This window comes from Pedobacter nyackensis (assembly GCF_900176505.1).
GTDB lineage: Bacteria > Bacteroidota > Bacteroidia > Sphingobacteriales > Sphingobacteriaceae > Pedobacter > Pedobacter nyackensis.
This window is the reverse complement of the sequence record NZ_FWYB01000017.1, coordinates 1-17,216: the sequence shown is the minus strand read 5'-3', so window position 1 is coordinate 17,216 and position 17,216 is coordinate 1. Positions and strand designations below refer to the sequence as shown.

Genomic DNA, 17,216 nt, shown 5'->3' with positions numbered 1-17,216 from the left:
GATTACTGCGCTTGCTCTACTTCATTTACAGAAAAGCTATTCCCATTTAACTGGTATTGTAACATTTTAACAGCCCCAGCCTTAATTGAAGTATCTTTAGGATTTACAAGCGGAAAAGAGCGAAACAAATCACCATTTTTAATGATAAACTTATCGTTACCTGCATAGCTCTTCTTCGAGTTACTGCTTAGTGGTGGAAAGTTAATCTTTCTAAAATCACCACCAGAGTACTCATAAACATTTAAATCCAATACATTTTTCTTGCTCAGCAACTCTACATAAATTTCAGGATTACCATCATTATCCATGTCCATATTCCAGGCATCAGTAATGATTCCTTTACGTTCTGCAGAAAAAGAATTGTAATTATTTTTTACTGAATCAGACATCAGAATCAGGTAACCACCGATGCTGTCTACCCCTTTACCCCAGCTTACTACCTCAAAATTCAATCCCGGTTTTACACTGATATCTTTGTAAAAAGGGAATTGTCCTTTTGCTTTAGCTGTTGCGCTTGCATCTTCTTTTACAGCACCTGCTTTTTCATTTGTTTCATTACCACATGACACCATTAAAAGCACTCCTGCCACAAGCAGTGAATGTTGTAATAAATTGGTTATTTGTCTCATTAATGTATTGTTGTTTTTAAAGCTTATTTCGTTTTAACGTCGGGAGCACCATTGTTCAGTACCGTTTCAGTCACCACGCTACGCTTTCCTGAAGGCGTAACTACAACCGTTTTTAACACTTGCTTCTTTCCCTTTGGAACGCTAACCTTGATGGCTTTAGTGTATAAAGTACCAATTTCTGAAGGTCGTGTAAGATCTAAAGTATAATAAATCTTCGCTCCCGGCATCGGCTCTTTTAATTCTATACTAAATTGCTCACCGTTAAGAATCTTCTTATCCTGTCCGAATGGTGTTGGCACCCAGTAATTTGTATTGGTCTTATCTAATTTCGACAAATGCAAAGGAAGGCGTTCTTCCGAAAAGTTTTTGAAATCCTTACGGGATGGCTGACTCCATGCAATCTCAGCTAAAGAGAATAATCTTGGCAATAAGAAATATTCAACTTTTGAAGAAGTTTGCATATACTCTGTCCACACATTTGCCTGAACGCCTATTACGTATTTCTGTTCATCAGCGGTAAGTTCAGTAGGAACCGGATCATAAGCATAGGCTTTACTGTATGGCGCTAAACCGCCAATATTTGTTGGCTCATCAGCCGACTCAGATTGTTTGTGATCAAAATAAAGTCCACCGGCATTTGGTGTCATGATTACATCATGCTTTTGCTGAGCAGCGGCAATTCCTCCTGCTACTCCTCGCCAGGACATTACTGTTGCGTTAGGCGCTAATCCACCCTCTAATATTTCATCCCAACCGATAATGCTGCGTCCCTTTGTATTCACATATTTCTCCATTCGCTGGATGAAATAACTTTGAAGTTCATGTTCATCTTTTAAACCGAGCTGCTTGATTAGTTTCTGGCAAAACTCACTTTGCTTCCAGTACTCCTTCGGACTTTCATCTCCACCGATATGAATATACTTAGAAGGGAAAAGTTCTATCACTTCATCCAACACATCCTGTAAAAACTTAAATGTGTTTTCTGTAGGTACAAATACATCGTCAAATACGCCCCAGGTTTGCTGTACCTGCTTCCCTTTACGGGAGCCCGACCATGGTGTATTATCACTTACAAAAGTATCACGCTCCGGAAAACAACTCAATTCAGGATAAGCCGCAATAGCCGCAGAGCTGTGTCCCGGCAATTCAATTTCAGGAATCACATTGATAAATCTGGCAGCAGCATAGGCCACAACTTCTTTTACATCATTTTGCGTATAAAATCCTTTGTAAACTTCGCCATCGGTATTTACACCGGGATGGTGACCGATAATTGTTCCGTTTCTGCTAGCCCCCACAGTAGTTAACTTTGGGTATTTTTTAATTTCAATTCTCCAGCCCTGATCTTCAGTTAAATGCCAGTGAAAGTTGTTTAACTTATACTGGGCCATCATATCTATGTATTTTTTAATGAAGGAAACAGGGAACATATGGCGTCCCACATCTAAGTGCAATCCTCTATATTTAAAGCGCGGATAATCATTGATTTCCGCAGCATTTATGCTTATTCCATTCTGCATTTTCTCAGGCATCAGTTGCATTAAAGACTGTACGCCATAAAACAGACCGGCATCCTTACCTGTGACTGTAATATTTTTTGAGGTGATGCTAATTTTATAACCTTCGGCAGGCAATTGATCGGCACCCGAAGCGCTAAGCACTATTGAACGCTCGTTAGCACCGGCAGCTTTAACTGTTCTTAGTGCATAACCGCCTTTAACAACGATATAAGCATTTAATAAATCAGCAGATTTCGCATTTTTCGCATCATTGGAAACCAATACCACTGTTTTATCTAATTTAAAATTTCCTGCATTTTTCTTCACAGATACAGGTGCAGGGATAATACCCATATTAATATCGTTCTGTGCAAAAGTGTTGACATATACGAATGCCAATAAGACAATTGATAGTAGTTTTTTCATTATTGTGGTTAAGTGAAAGGTTTATTTTCATGCCTAAGATAAAAAAAACCTAATAATTAAACCCATAAAAAAAGCAGGATCAATAAATGATCCTGCTTTTTTTATATATTTTTTTACTTAAATACTTAAGATACTACTTTCACATCGTGCTCTTTAGCTGCTAAATAGCGCTCTGCATCAAGTGCTGCCATACAACCCGAACCTGCTGCAGTTACAGCCTGACGGTAATAGCTATCCTGTACATCTCCACTAGCAAAAACACCTTCAACATTGGTTAATGTAGATCCCGGAACAGTTTTCAGATAACCAGTATCATCCATATCCAACTGACCTTTGAAGATATCTGTATTTGGTTTATGACCAATAGCCACGAAGAATCCTTCAACGTCCAAATCAGATTCAGCACCTGTTTGGTTATTTACCACTCTAACACCGGTAACGTTTTTACCATTACCTAATATTTCCTTAGTCTCAGTGTTATAGATTACTTCAATATTCGGTGTATTCAATACTCTATGTACCATCGCCTTTGAAGCTCTGAACTCATCTCTACGAACAAGCATATAAACCTTTTTACAAAGTTTAGCCAGGTAAGTTGCTTCTTCAGCAGCAGTATCACCCGCACCAACGATAGCTACATCTTGTCCTTTAAAGAAGAAACCATCACAAACGGCACAAGCAGAAACACCAAAGCCATTGTATTTACCTTCACTTGGAAGGCCTAACCATTTAGCAGTAGCACCTGTAGAAATAATTACGGTATCAGCAGTAATTGTTTTGATATCATCAATTACAACTTTATGTGGTAATGAAGAAAAGTCAACCGAACTTGCATATCCAAAACGAATGTCTGTTCCGAAACGCTCAGCTTGTTTACGGAAATCTTCCATCATCTCAGGGCCGGTAATTCCCGTAGGGTATCCTGGGAAGTTATCCACCTCAGTAGTTTGGGTTAGCTGCCCTCCGGGCTCCATACCTGTATACATAACTGGTTTAAGATCCGCACGCGCTGCATAAATTGCTGCTGTATATCCTGCAGGTCCTGAACCTATAATTAAACATTGAACGTGTTCTAATTCTTCTGACATATTTTTTTCTATTGTTTTACAAAATTACGCTTTATCCCGCTATACGCAAATAGCAATTTTGTAACAAATGCAACATTGTGATATACAGATTATAAAGTAGATCAGGTTTGAATAATGCCTACATTAAACTGTTTTTTGATAGGCGACTGATTAGCAGCTTCGATACCCATAGAAATCACTTTTCGTGTTTCTTTAGGATCAATGATACCATCCACCCATAATCTCGAGGCAGCGTAATAAGGTGTGGTTTGTCGGTTATATCTATCGGTAATTTCTTTCAGCAGTTCAGCCTCTTTCTCCGGCGTAATCACCTCCCCCTTTGCTTTAAGCGAAGCCTCCTGAATCTGCAGCAACACCTTCGCTGCCTGCGAACCACCCATTACGGCGATCTTAGCACTTGGCCAGGCATAGATCAACCTCGGATCGTAAGCTTTACCACACATCGCATAATTGCCGGCGCCGTAAGAGTTTCCGATCACGATGGTAAACTTCGGCACTACGGAGTTTGCTACTGCATTTACCATTTTTGCGCCATCTTTAATGATCCCGCCATGTTCGGAACGGCTACCCACCATAAAACCCGTAACATCCTGTAAAAACACCAACGGGATTTTTTTCTGGTTACAGTTCATAATAAACCTTGTAGCTTTATCCGCACTGTCGGAATAAATTACGCCGCCAAACTGCATTTCCCCTTTTTTAGACTTCACAACCTTCCGCTGGTTAGCAACAATCCCTACGGCCCAGCCATCAATCCTCGCTAATCCACACAGGATACTCTGTCCATATAACTTTTTATATTCTTCAAAATCCGAATCATCCACCAAACGATGGATAATATCCAGCATGTCATAAGGTTTTTCTCTGTTTTCAGGAAGCACACCATAAATCTCTTCAGGGTTTAACTTTGGCAATACCGGCTTAACACGATCATAACCAGCCACCTGTGGTGCGCCCAGTTTACTCATGATGTTGCGGATGCTATCTAAGCAAGCCTGATCATTAGGGTGCTTGTAGTCTGTCACACCTGATATTTCGCAATGTGTAGTTGCCCCACCCAATGTCTCATTGTCTACGTCTTCTCCAATGGCCGATTTAACCAGATAAGAACCGGCTAAAAACACGGAACCTGTTCCATCTACGATCATGGCCTCATCACTCATAATAGGCAAATATGCACCACCTGCAACACAAGAGCCCATGATGGCAGCAATCTGTACAATACCATCCGACGACATCAGCGCATTGTTTCTAAACATTCTTCCAAAATGCTCCTTATCAGGAAAAATCTCATCTTGCATAGGCAGATAAACACCAGCACTATCTACCAGGTAGATCACGGGCAGCCTATTTTCCATGGCAATTTCCTGTGCCCTTAAGTTCTTTTTGGCGGTCATAGGAAACCAGGCACCGGCTTTAACCGTAGCATCATTAGCCACAATCATGCATTGTCGGCCCGATACATAACCGATACCACACACTACACCTGCCGAAGGGCAGCCACCTTGCTCCGCATACATATCATCAGCGGCAAACGCACCTACCTCCAGGAACTCGCTTTCCTTATCAATCAGGTAAGCTATACGTTCTCTGGCTAAAAGTTTACCCTTTGCTTTCTGTTTCGCTGCACTCTTTTCTCCTCCTCCACTATATATTTTTTTAAGCCTGGTTTTCAACTCATAAACCGACTGCTTATTTACATCTTCATTTTTATTGAACTCTATATTCATCTGGCCAAGTTAGATTTTATTTTCAAGGGAACAAAAGTCCGTTTCGGGCTTTGGTACAAAGATCATCAGTATCTGAAGCTTGGCCAGTTAAAATTATTATTTAGTTGAACCTGCTTTAAATATGGAGATGTCATCAATGCTTAAACGTCCGTTTTGAACAGATGCATCAATTACATTTGAACCCAGTCCGAGTTTATGAATACGAAACCTTACAGGCCCTGAAATTTTCACTGGAAATACGATACGTTGCTTTTGCTTATTCAGCACCATAACATCTTCACCCGTTTGCTCCCAGCTACGTCCACCATTTTCAGAGTATTCCAATCGCCACTGACAAGGCGGATCTGTTAAAGCTGCCCATGAACTGTACCAGATGACAACTTTACTGGCACCATCCGGCAGGTCAAAATTCATTTGCGCATAAGCCGGTACATACAGATTTTGCTGCATCCTAACGCTAAACTTACCGCTGGTAGGTCGGTCATAAACCTCATTCTGAACAACGGCATTATCCAAAAACCACACCCCACTTCTAAGCTTTACCTTTCCCGCCAGGTAATTCTTTTTTGCCGGGGCGTTTTCAAAATCTTCAGGAAAACTATCGTACAAAGAAGCTACTTTGTTTTTCTTCTTTTCCATATTGATAAGCACAGGGAAATGATCTGAGGGGTATTTATTTTCGGCATAGGTATCCAGGAGTACATTATAACTGTTCACCTTAAGTCCGCCGTTTAAAAATATATGATCAATTCTGCGCCCTCTAGAACTATAGCCCTTACCAAAGTTATTGTATGTTCCGGCAGTATCATTCTGCAGGTCATCAGCAAGATCATAAGCATTTTTTAACCAGCCCGACTGGTTCAACGTTACGTAATTGGGATCATACTGATTGAAGTTAAGATCTCCGGAAAATACCGCAGGGGATTTCCCAGCGATAGAATCTATTTTACGCATCATCAACGCCGTACTTTTTGCACGGGCAACTACACCTTTATGATCAAAATGCGCATTGAAATAGTAAAAGCTAAAGCCTGATTTATCAACCAATTCTGCCCATAAACAATTTCTAACGGAGTAGGCATCCCATCCTTTTCCCTTTTTATCAGGCGTTTCCGTGAGCCAGAAGTGACCACTTTTAACCACCTTATATTTTGCTGTCCTGTAAAAGATGGCATTGGGACCTACCGCCCCAATGCCAACAAAATCATAACCGGATAATAAAGAATCCAGGTCTGCCAGCTGGCGTGCTGCAGCTTCCTGCACGCCCATTACATCAATATCATAGGTTTTTACCTGTTTAACAATTTCAGGGGCACGCTGCTCCCACATGTTACCGATATCAGTTGGCGACTTAAACCTGATGTTATAGGATGCCAGATTAAATGACTGAGCCTGAGTAGCTATACTCATACAAATAGCCAATAAAGCAGCCAAAGCATATTTTATTTTCATCAATATATATTTTCTTTTTAATGGTTATAATGGTTTCATGATTGTATTTATCAAAAAAAACTCTTTACTGATAGATGGCAAAATCATCAACATTCAAGCGGCCATTTATAATAGGCGGCTTAGCGCTACTGTTTGTAGTCCCCAATCCAATCTTGTTAATTCTGAATCTAACAGGAACCTTGATATTAAAAGTAAATACCGCCAGCTTCCTATCTCGTGGCGAAGCATCTTTCACATCAGGACCTGCTGCTGTCCAGCTCGTCCCATTATTGGTCGAATACTCCAACCTCCAGGTACATCCCAGGTCATCCATAAATACACCATACCACACAGTAACTTTTGAAGCAGATGGCACATTGTACATCATCTGCAGGTAAGCCGAAATCGTAAGGTTTTGCTGCATCCTAACTGCATAAACTCCACTGGTTGGCTTATCCTTTACATCATTTTGCATTACGGCATTATCTAAGCGCCATGAGCCTGATGGCAGTGGAACATTTACTGCTGGCGTATACCCTTTTTTAGTGCTATTCTCAAATTGCTCTGGGTAATTGGCATACATAGCACCACTGGAATGCAGTACATCGTCAGCGTTACGGACCCAGAGTTGAGGCAATGCTTCGGCGGTTGCAAAAGCAATTCCGGTAAAGGTAGCATTAACAGGAAGTGCAGCCTCAGCAAAGGTAGCGTTAGCCTCTGTATGCATAACGATTGTTTTGCCCATATTATCACTCAACAGTTTATCACCTTTAAAAACGTCACCTTGTACAGGCGCAGGTTCCGTGCTTGCAGTAACCTGTACCAGCGTTGATTCATAATTTAAAACATTGGCCATAAAATCAGCATAGGTAAGCTGTAAGGGCTTTACTATACTATTGGAGGCCAACTTTTGAATTTTGTTCTTATCGATGTTCTTCACTTGTAAAATACCATTCTCCCTTGTTAGTGAACCACCGGTAGCATCAACACGTATCGAATCACCTTTACTTAGCGAAGCAGCAGCCTCTGCTCCTACCGACAAAGCGATACCTCTATTGTTATCTTGTACCACAACCATCCCTGCTGGTATATTTTTTGAATTCGCATCCGAAATCACGACCCCTATAATTTTACTTTCCGGAAGCTCTAAAGGTTTACCGGTGTACAGTAGTCTTACCTGTTGCAGCGTATAAGGATCCGCTTTGTATTTATCTTTGGTGCAGGATGGCAAAAACAACGCAACCATCGCAAAGCACAGAAAAGAACCTATGAAGGTCTTCATTTCTATATTTTTCATCAGAATATTTCTATTATTCATAAACATTTCGATTAATAAGGCCACTTACGGCTTCTGCCACCAAACTTTGGTATTGAGATCATCTTTACCATTTCGCGCAACAACGGCAGCATAATTCACCGCATTATAAGCTGCAATATCTGTTGGATATGGAATCCGGACAGGCAGAACACCATTATTTTGTGCCGAAGGACCCGAACCTAGAACAGGGAAACCTGTTCTTCTGTATTCAAACCACTGCTGAAAATCGTTCATGAACAAGGCATAATACTTTTGAGTGATAATCTGTTCTAAAGTACCATTATAAACTATCGCCGGATTACTAAGAAAAGCAGCAGGAATATCAGCAGTTGCTATACCCCAATGATTGCAGGATGCTTTAACCCCATTATCGTAATGTTTTTTTGCATCATCATTCATGTAACCTTTTAAACAAGCTTCAGCAAGAATAAATTCCTGCTCTGCATATTGTATAATGCTTCCAAAAAGATTAGACTTTTTTAAAGTATTCACATAAGTAGACCATGAACTTCCCGACACCAGATCCTGATCCTCGAATGGATATGCAGTTGGAACACCACGGTAAGTACCGCTTACTTTGGTAGCCCACAATGGCAATCTCGGATCACCAATCACATTCATACTATTCACAAAAAACTCTGTGAAACCTACACTGCTACTAAATACAAGGTCAGTTGTATTGTAAAAGGGATTTAAATTAGGCGCAATATTGGTATGGTAAATTACTGCACTTTCGGCAACCGATGACATTAAAGGATAAGTCGCTGGGTCGGCCAGTATATCTCTTAATTTCTGTTCATAAACCTGAGATTTATGTGCAACGCGCATTAACAGACGGATATGAAGGGCATTAGTAAACTTTTTCCATTTGATGATATTCGCCGCGCTCGTATTGGCAGAAAAGAGAATATCTTCACCACTTAAAACCTTAGTCAGGTCATACAAGCCATTTGCTGTCTCCAGATTGTCCAGTAAGGTATCATAAATCAATTTCTGCTCATCAAAAACTGGTCTTATAATTCCCTGATTCCCTTTAAAAGCCTCAGTAAAAGGAATATCACCATGGGTATCCGTCAGGATCGAAACCATATATGCTTTTAAGGTATAAGCAATGGCGGTATAATTTTTATCTCCAATTTTAATGGACAGGTTTAGCATTTCCTCAATATTTGCTATTTGAGAATACGTAAGCCATAACTGATCATATATCAATGGTTTAAGTACATATCTGTGAATCTCATTATCAGCAGTTCTACCTGCCGTAACCTGCATCAATTGGTTATTAATGCTTTGTCCGCGATAAATAAAAGTCGAATTTGCACGGTACAAAGCATTAGATAAGAAGCTGGATGGCTGTGCGCTTAGTACGCCTTCAGGATCAATTCTCAATTCTTCAAAGCTCTTGGTGCAGCCAGCAAACAGCATTGGTACCGCTATAAGAAAGGCCGCTATTTTAGTGTATAAATATTTGATATTCATGTCGATTGTCTTTTTTAGCATTAAAAACTTACCCTTACATTCATTCCGATAGTTCTGGCCGAAGGGAATTGAGCGATCTCAATTCCAGGCACCACCTGCGCGCTGTTTAAAGAAGCTGTTTCAGGATCAAATCCAGGGAACTTCGTCCAGTTAAACAATTCCCTGCCAAACAAGCCTATGCTCACATCCTGCAGCATTGATTTTTTTAACCAGGCTTTTGGTAAAGTGTAGTTCACAGTCACCTCTCTTAATTTAATATAAGATGCCGAAAAAAGATTGGTTTCAATATTTGAACGGTCGTACAATCTGTTGTAATACAAACCTGTAATCTGTGCTTTTACATCATTAGGAACGTATGAATTTGTTGCGGCGTTGTATTGAACCCCATCACCAATAATACCATCCTCACGTCCTGGAAGTGTTTTCCTCAACTTACCATAAGAAGCATATAATGAATGTGACAGTGAATAAATATCTCCACCTTGTCTAATGTCAATTAAGGCCGACAAGCTAATCCCTTTCCAGGTAAACTTATTCAGGATACTACCATTCCAATCCGGATTTATTGACCCCAGGTTTTGAAGAACAGTTCCCATTACCGGATAGCCTTCACTATTGTGAATTACTTTTCCTTCAGGAGAACGTGCTAAGCCTAAACCATAGATCTGGCCCAGCGGCCGACCTTCTTCTGCAACGATATTCAAGCCCATACTTACGTTGTATAGCTCAATCATTCCTCCTGATCCAGGTACATTAAGCTCCATCACTTTATTGCGGTTAGCTGCCCAGTTTAACGTTATATCCCACTGGAATTTGCGTTTTATTGGTGTACCTCTTAACTGAACTTCCATACCCCAGTTCACGACTCTACCTACGTTAGATAATGCGGTGGTGTAGCCGCTTGAATTATCAATTGGCAGGTTGATGATCTGGTTAATGGTATTGTTTCTGTACAAAGCCATATCAAGTCCTAGTCTGCTTTTAAATAACCTTAAATCAAGACCTGTTTCAATAGCTTTGGTAAACTGAGGTTTAAGATCAGGATTAGGTACGATGCTCTGCAATTGTAAGCCACCTGCAAAGTCGGTACGGTTATACCCCGCATTAAAACGATATGGTGTTTTAGCATCAACTCCTGTTTCAGAATAAGAAGCCCTTATTTTGGCCAGACTTATTGCCGAAGGAAGTTTAAATATCTGATCCAGTAAGAAACTGGTATTTACACTTGGATAGAAAAAGGACTGATTATTTTCAGGTAAAGTTGTAGACCAATCGTTACGGCCGGTTAATTCTAAAAATACCTTGCCTTTGTAATCAAAATTTAGGAAGCCATAAAGACTGTTCACTAGAAATTGGGCTTTATCGCTCGACACCAATACTGGGTCTTTAGAGTTTGCCAGATTGTATACACCCGGAATACTTAAGCGCTCGGCCATTTCATTGCTGTATTTATAATCACTAAACCTCTGATTACCACCAATACTTGCGGTATACTTTATCTTACCTGGTAGCACATTGTTGTATTTCAACAGGAAATCAGTGTTCGCTTCCATTCTGAAAACATCCTGCTGTCTGTACATCCCCTCTGCAAACTTATAGGTATCCTTTGGCCTTTGCTGAGACCTGAACTCATAGCTAAAGTCGAGCCCCGACCGCAAAGCCAGATTAAGGTGCTTGTTAAACTGAATACCTGCATTGATATTACCATTTACATTGTGTTTATCACTGGCATTTGTCATGGTATTTAAAATCACAAAAGGATTATCTATACCAGCCCAGAAAGGCGTAAGTTGCTCCACATTCTCTTTTCCAGGAGTCCACATCGGTTTTAACCATTCGGGATTCGTATTGGGTTGTGTTTGCGGAAGGAAATACATGATCGCCTGGTTATTATACCCCTGAGAAGGAAGGTTATCTGTATACTTTCTGTTATAATTCACCTTACCTGAGAGGGTTACTTTTGTAGATACCTTTTGTGAAGCAGAAAGCCAGCTTGATACCCTGTCAAAGCCCGTATTCGGCAATATCCATTCGTTTTTCAAATAGGAAACTCCGCCTGAAAATCCCTGACCAGAGATCCCTACAGTTGTTGTTGCAGTATACCCCGTTCTGAAAACGCCTGAATAAGCATTTTCATAAGGAAGCCATGGTACTCTTTCGGTACGGGCACCTGTAGCAGGATTAATTGGAGAATTGTATTGGAAATAAGGCTGTCCCAAAAATCTAGGTCCCCAGGTCTGCGTACTTCCAGCCGTACTACTTCCATCTGCAGTAGCACCATAGGAATAATAAGTAGCACCTGTGGTACCGGCACCATATTCAAACTGAAAGTCCGGCCACCTATTGATCTCATCTATGGATACCACCTGATTCACGTAAATACCAAATCCAGGTAATTTCCTGCCGGCCTTAGTAGTAATAATAATGGCACCATTTGCAGCCCTTGATCCATATAACGCTGCAGCGCCTGGGCCTTTTAATACTGAAATGTTCTCTATTGTTTCCGGGTTTATATCACTTAATAAACTTCCAAAGTCAATAGGACTGTCGTTCCCTGCATATGGATTATGTCCTGTACCCGACTGTCCCGTACTGATGGGTACTCCATCAACAACAATCAAAGCTCCACTTGAACCTAATGCCAACACATTATCGCCCCTTAATACCACATCACTTGTGCCTAGCGGTCCGCCTATTTTGTTTAGGTTTAAACCGGCCACTTTACCTGCCAACGCATTGATCATATTGTTTGTAGGTGCTGCCGTTACTTCCTTTCCGTCCACTACCTGCACGGAATATCCTAAGGACTTCTCCTCTTTTTTGATACCCAATGCGGTTACCACAACCTGATCCAGATCACGTGCAACCGGTAATAGCTTTACAACTAGTGGCATATTACCAGAGCTACGAACCTGTATGCCGGCAATCTTTTTGGTTTGAAAAGATATATAGCTTACCTCAAGCGTATATGTACCAGGTTCCACAGCAATAGAGAAAGATCCATCGCCTTTACTCACCACAGCCCTGTTCAATTCCACAATTTTAACGGAGGCACCCTGCAATGGAAGATTCTTATCATCGGTAATACGACCTGTGATATTTATTGGTGCAGTTTTTAAGGGTTTCTGACGCCTGGTGATCAAAACCATTGTATTTTCAATACTATAGGTAAATGGCTGATTGATGAAACACTGATCCAACGCTTCATTTAAGGTCACATTACTAAAATCAAGACTAACACGACTGGCATCCTTCAAATCTTTTGAGTTGTAAAGGAAGTCGTATCCGGTTTGCTGTCTGATTTGTTCAAAAACATATTCAACAGGAGCATTTTTAGTCTTTAGCGTAACTTTTTGAGCAAAAATACTTGCACTCGCTTGTAAACAAAAAATCATTAATAAAACAAAAGTAAGCTTCATTATAAGCAAAAATTTATATAAGCAGCAGGGTTGCCTGCTGCAAATAAATGCAGTAAAATTTTTATACATTTGGATGTTGGGTTTAATTATAAAAGGTTGTATTCTAGCAATGATTGTGGTTACCTGACCCGGCTTTTCCGAGCTGGAAACCGGGGGCGCTGGAACGCTCCTGGTTTAATGTAACCAATGGGGTAAGTATCGGTTAAGCCATAACGATGATCCTCCTTCCCGCTATCTTAAATTTAACAGTGCCTAATTTTTCAAGGTAGTTAAGCAATTCAGCCAGACTTTTAGCGCGATAGAATGTTCCGCCAAATCTCTGATCATCCACATCTCCCTGATATTCTACTTCTACATCATACCAGCGGCACACCTTTTTCATGATGCTTTTAATATCTTCATCCTGAAACTTGAAATAACCATTCTTCCAGGCCATTGCATCCGCTATATTTACTTCAGAAACCACAATACTGTTTCCTGCTCTTTTAACAATTGCCTGCTGTCCTGGTGCAATCGTTAATTCACGATTAGCCATCCCAACTTTAACAGCTCCCTCAAGCAGTGTAGTAGTCACTGCTTCCTCATCATCATAAGCCATGATGTTAAAATGCGTACCTAAAACTCTTACTGTTGTTCCATGGGCACTTACTTTAAATGGCTTATCTTTATTTTTCGCCACTTCAAAGTATGCCTCCCCATTTAGCTGTACCGTTCTATCCGAACCGGAAAAACGCGTTGGAAAAATTAATTCTGATGAAGAGTTGAGCCATACGCGGGTTCCATCAGGTAAATTCACTTGATACTCCTTTCCTTTTGCGGTGAATAAAGTATGGAATTCGGGCTGGTTGTTACCAGAACCTGAAGAAATATCATAAATCAATTGCCCGTCTTTTGATTTACTGATTTTAGCCCCATTGGCGATCAGGATCAACCCATTTTTAACGCTATCCAATTCGACCACCTTTCCATCAGAAAGTTTTAATATGGAAACGGAAGACAGCGATTTACTTGCATTACTATCCGCTAAAGATGTGCTGCTATTTTGTCGAAGGGTCTGATTATTTAAATAAAACAACATCCCTATAGAAAGCACAACTAGCAGAATTGCAGCAACCCTGAACCAGATATTTTGATAAAGGCGTTGTGGTGTTTTACCAGGGATAACCGATTTACGGGTAAATTCCCCGGAGGTTTTAATTCGATCAAAAACCTTGTCAGCATTTTCTGCTTTAAAGGAAGGACCGTCGTTCCTGTTCAGGAGCAATTCATCAAAAACCCCTGATGATTCGGCAATATCTCTATTTGCAGACAGGTAAGCCAATAACTCCTCACAATCTGCCGGATTGATTGTATGATTAAAGTATTGGGCTAGTAATTCTTTAAGCCTGATTTTATCCACGTTCTTTAATTTATATTCCCTAAAAGGGGTTGGTTATAAATAGAGAACACAGAACTTACCGCTTATAACTAGTCGAATATGTTTTTTTTAATAAAAGATAATTGAAATTAAAAAAGTGAGGTCTGAATACTGCAGTTTCGTCCTCAATGTTTTAAGCGCCTGTACCAGGTGGTTATTTACGGTACTTGGGGAGATGTTAAGCCTTTGAGCGATTTCATGATGAGAAAGGCCTTGTGTTCTACTTAAATCGAATACGATTTGCTGCTGTGGGGGAAGCCCACCAACCAGCACTTCCGTATAGCGCTCCAGGTCAGATACCAGAATTGCTTCTTCAGTATGGTTATGGGCTTGTTGAATATTTACAAGTAGTTTTTCAAACAGTTCGGCAGATTTATGAATATCTCTGATGGAGTTCAGGCAAAGTCGTTTGGTAATTACATACAGGTATAACCACATGTTACCATGCTCATCCAGTTTTTCCCTGCTTTGCCAAAGACTAAGAAAGGCTTCCTGTACAATATCTTCACTTTGTTCTTCATTTTTCAGAAACCGAAAGGCCAGGCGGTATACCTGCTCGCTAAAATAGTCATAAACCAATCTGAAAGCCGCCTCATCTCCGGAGCGTAAACGCAGAATATCATGACTATCAAAAAGTCTTTGCATGCTCTAAAAGATGAATATTTGATTTAATTGGTAATGATAAAGCTAATAAACCTTATTTACAAATCAGCTTTTATTGATAATATTCTGTTCACAAAAGCATAACATTCAAGCAAAATGGAGAGGCCTATATATACAGAGAATGGCAAGAGTCTGCCATTCTCTGTAATCACACTATGGTGTGTATTTTTTAAAGATAGAGGTTGCAGTGTGTCCACCGAAACCAAAAGTATTGTTCAATACATAATTTACCTGTTGTTTAACCGATTTACCAAGGATGATATTCAATCCTGCAGGGATTTTAGGGTCCAATACTTTTGTATTAATTGTTCCCGGAATGATATCATCTTTTACAGACATCACGCTGATGATACTTTCTATTGCACCTGCACCACCTAAAAGGTGTCCGGTCATAGATTTAGTAGCACTAATAGCAACAGGAAGATCACCGAAGATTTTTTTGATACCATTCAACTCACCAACATCCCCCAATCCGGTTGAAGTAGCATGTGCATTGATGTAATCAATTTTATCAGCAGTAATTCCCGCATCAGCCAATGCTTTAGCTATACCTAATGAAGCACCCAGACCATCCGGAGGAGTACCGGTCAAGTGATAAGCATCAGCAGCCATTCCACCGCCTACCATCTCAGCATAAATATGTGCACCACGTGCTATAGCATGTTCGTACTCTTCAAGTATTAACGCACCGGCACCTTCACCGATTACAAAACCATCTCTATCTACATCGAAGGGACGGGATGCAGTTGCAGGATCGTCGTTTCTTTTCGACAAAGCGTGCGCAGAGTTAAACCCACCTACCGAAGATTCAGTGATAGCTGCCTCTGACCCACCTGCTACCATAATGTTTGCCTTACCTAAACGAATGGTATCGAACGCACTAATGATAGCTGTATTTGAAGATGCACAAGCCGAAACCGTTGCATAGTTTGGTCCATGTAGTTTATGTCTGATAGAGATTACTCCTGCCGCGATATCAACAATCATCTTTGGAATGAAATAAGGACTAAATCTTGGCGTTCCATCTCCTAAATGATATTCCTTTAGTTGTTGTTCAAAAGTAGTGATACCTCCATTACCTGAAGCCCAGATCACACCTACTTCATATCTTTCTACTTCGGGCATAGCCTCGAAATCCAATCCGGAATCTTTGATAGCCTGATCACTCGCAGCAATAGCATACTGAGTATATAGATCGTACTTTTTCAATTCCTTTTTGTCGACATAAGCCTCAGCATCAAAATCTTTAACTTCGGCAGCAAAATTAGTTTTGAATTTTGAAGTGTCGAATTTTGTAATAGCACCCACACCGCTTTTACCGGCCACGATGTTATCCCAAAATTCTTTTACTGTATTTCCCACCGGGGTTACAGCACCTAAACCTGTCACTACTACTCTTTTCATATTTACTTGTTACTTTATATCAAAACAAAAGCTGTTTTGAACATTTTATCTTATTATTTATAATCCTAACAACTTTTCCAGCGTCAAAAATAGATGTTTTTCGGCACTAAAGCTATTCCGACTTTAACCCTTCTAGCTTAACTACTCAAAGTGAACACTTTAACAACAATCAATTATTAATAATGGCTGAAAAAACTTACTATAAATCGTAAAGAATTATATAAAATTTAAAAAAGAAAATACAATTATACAAAAAGACGTAAAATAAACAAGGCCGGTATCCACCGGCCTTTGCTTAATTATTAACTACCTATTTTCAGTTTTTCTATGGATAGTATTGTTTACTTATTCTTAAAAGCAGCTATACCGCTTTCAAGAAAGTGTAGGTATTCAACAGATTCGTAGTTGGCACCTGTTGGTTTTACCAGTGGTTTTTCATCATGGCCTAGTAATACATAAAACGGCTGCGAATTAGAGTTGAATTTCGCTGCCTGAAGATCACTCCATTTGTTACCTATAGTATTTACGGCTTTACCACTGAATGTCGATTTGAATTTTTCATTTTCCTGAAGCTCAGTCTTGTCATCAACATATAACTGAATGATTACGAAATCGTTGCTCAGCTTGCTGTAAACAGCTTTATCTGGCCATACATTCGCTTCCATTTTGCGACAGTTTACACAAGCATGGCCTGTGAAGTCGATCATTACCGG

Annotated in this window: 12 protein-coding genes; all 12 read right to left on the bottom strand. The window is 40.1% G+C overall.

The genetic code is table 11. The features are described from left to right. Positions 1 to 2: 2 nt before the first annotated feature. Positions 3 to 629 carry a hypothetical protein gene (locus tag B9A18_RS21585; protein WP_084291635.1) on the bottom strand — a complete coding sequence of 209 codons (627 nt, stop codon included), beginning with the start codon at positions 627 to 629 and terminating at the stop codon, positions 3 to 5. Between the two features lie 23 nt (positions 630 to 652). Further along, a complete protein-coding gene (locus tag B9A18_RS21580; protein WP_084291634.1) occupies positions 653 to 2,554 on the bottom strand; it encodes a beta-N-acetylhexosaminidase in 1,902 nt (633 codons plus the stop codon). 125 nt (positions 2,555 to 2,679) lie between these two features. Continuing rightward, positions 2,680 to 3,642: a thioredoxin-disulfide reductase gene (gene trxB, locus B9A18_RS21575; protein WP_084291633.1), complete on the bottom strand. Its 963-nt coding sequence runs from the start codon at positions 3,640 to 3,642 to the stop codon at positions 2,680 to 2,682. Between the two features lie 101 nt (positions 3,643 to 3,743). Continuing rightward, the gene (locus B9A18_RS21570) at positions 3,744 to 5,372 is read right to left on the bottom strand and encodes an acyl-CoA carboxylase subunit beta (RefSeq protein ID WP_084291632.1); all 1,629 of its coding nucleotides are present in this window, start codon (positions 5,370 to 5,372) and stop codon (positions 3,744 to 3,746) included. A gap of 96 nt (positions 5,373 to 5,468) precedes the next feature. After that, the gene (locus tag B9A18_RS21565; protein WP_084291631.1) at positions 5,469 to 6,824 is read right to left on the bottom strand and encodes an endonuclease/exonuclease/phosphatase family protein; all 1,356 of its coding nucleotides are present in this window, start codon (positions 6,822 to 6,824) and stop codon (positions 5,469 to 5,471) included. Positions 6,825 to 6,888: 64 nt separating this feature from the next. Beyond that, positions 6,889 to 8,121 (bottom strand): DUF5689 domain-containing protein, encoded by a 1,233-nt coding sequence (locus B9A18_RS21560; RefSeq protein WP_144009576.1) that lies wholly within the window; start codon positions 8,119 to 8,121, stop codon positions 6,889 to 6,891. A gap of 24 nt (positions 8,122 to 8,145) precedes the next feature. Next, positions 8,146 to 9,600, bottom strand: coding sequence for a SusD/RagB family nutrient-binding outer membrane lipoprotein (locus B9A18_RS21555; protein WP_159452719.1), 1,455 nt, complete (start codon positions 9,598 to 9,600; stop codon positions 8,146 to 8,148). Between the two features lie 20 nt (positions 9,601 to 9,620). Then, positions 9,621 to 13,019 carry a SusC/RagA family TonB-linked outer membrane protein gene (locus tag B9A18_RS21550; RefSeq protein ID WP_159452718.1) on the bottom strand — a complete coding sequence of 1,133 codons (3,399 nt, stop codon included), beginning with the start codon at positions 13,017 to 13,019 and terminating at the stop codon, positions 9,621 to 9,623. A 202-nt stretch (positions 13,020 to 13,221) separates the two neighbouring features. Continuing rightward, a complete protein-coding gene (locus B9A18_RS21545; protein WP_084291627.1) occupies positions 13,222 to 14,418 on the bottom strand; it encodes a FecR family protein in 1,197 nt (398 codons plus the stop codon). 87 nt (positions 14,419 to 14,505) lie between these two features. Further along, entirely contained in the window at positions 14,506 to 15,081 is a 576-nt protein-coding gene (locus B9A18_RS21540) for an RNA polymerase sigma factor (RefSeq protein ID WP_084291626.1), read from the bottom strand. 171 nt (positions 15,082 to 15,252) lie between these two features. Continuing rightward, positions 15,253 to 16,503, bottom strand: a complete 1,251-nt coding sequence (fabF, locus tag B9A18_RS21535) for a beta-ketoacyl-ACP synthase II (protein ID WP_084291625.1) — start codon at positions 16,501 to 16,503, stop codon at positions 15,253 to 15,255. Positions 16,504 to 16,844: 341 nt separating this feature from the next. Further along, positions 16,845 to 17,216 (bottom strand): thioredoxin fold domain-containing protein (locus tag B9A18_RS21530; RefSeq protein ID WP_394335633.1); only part of this gene is annotated, 372 nt, incomplete at its 5' end.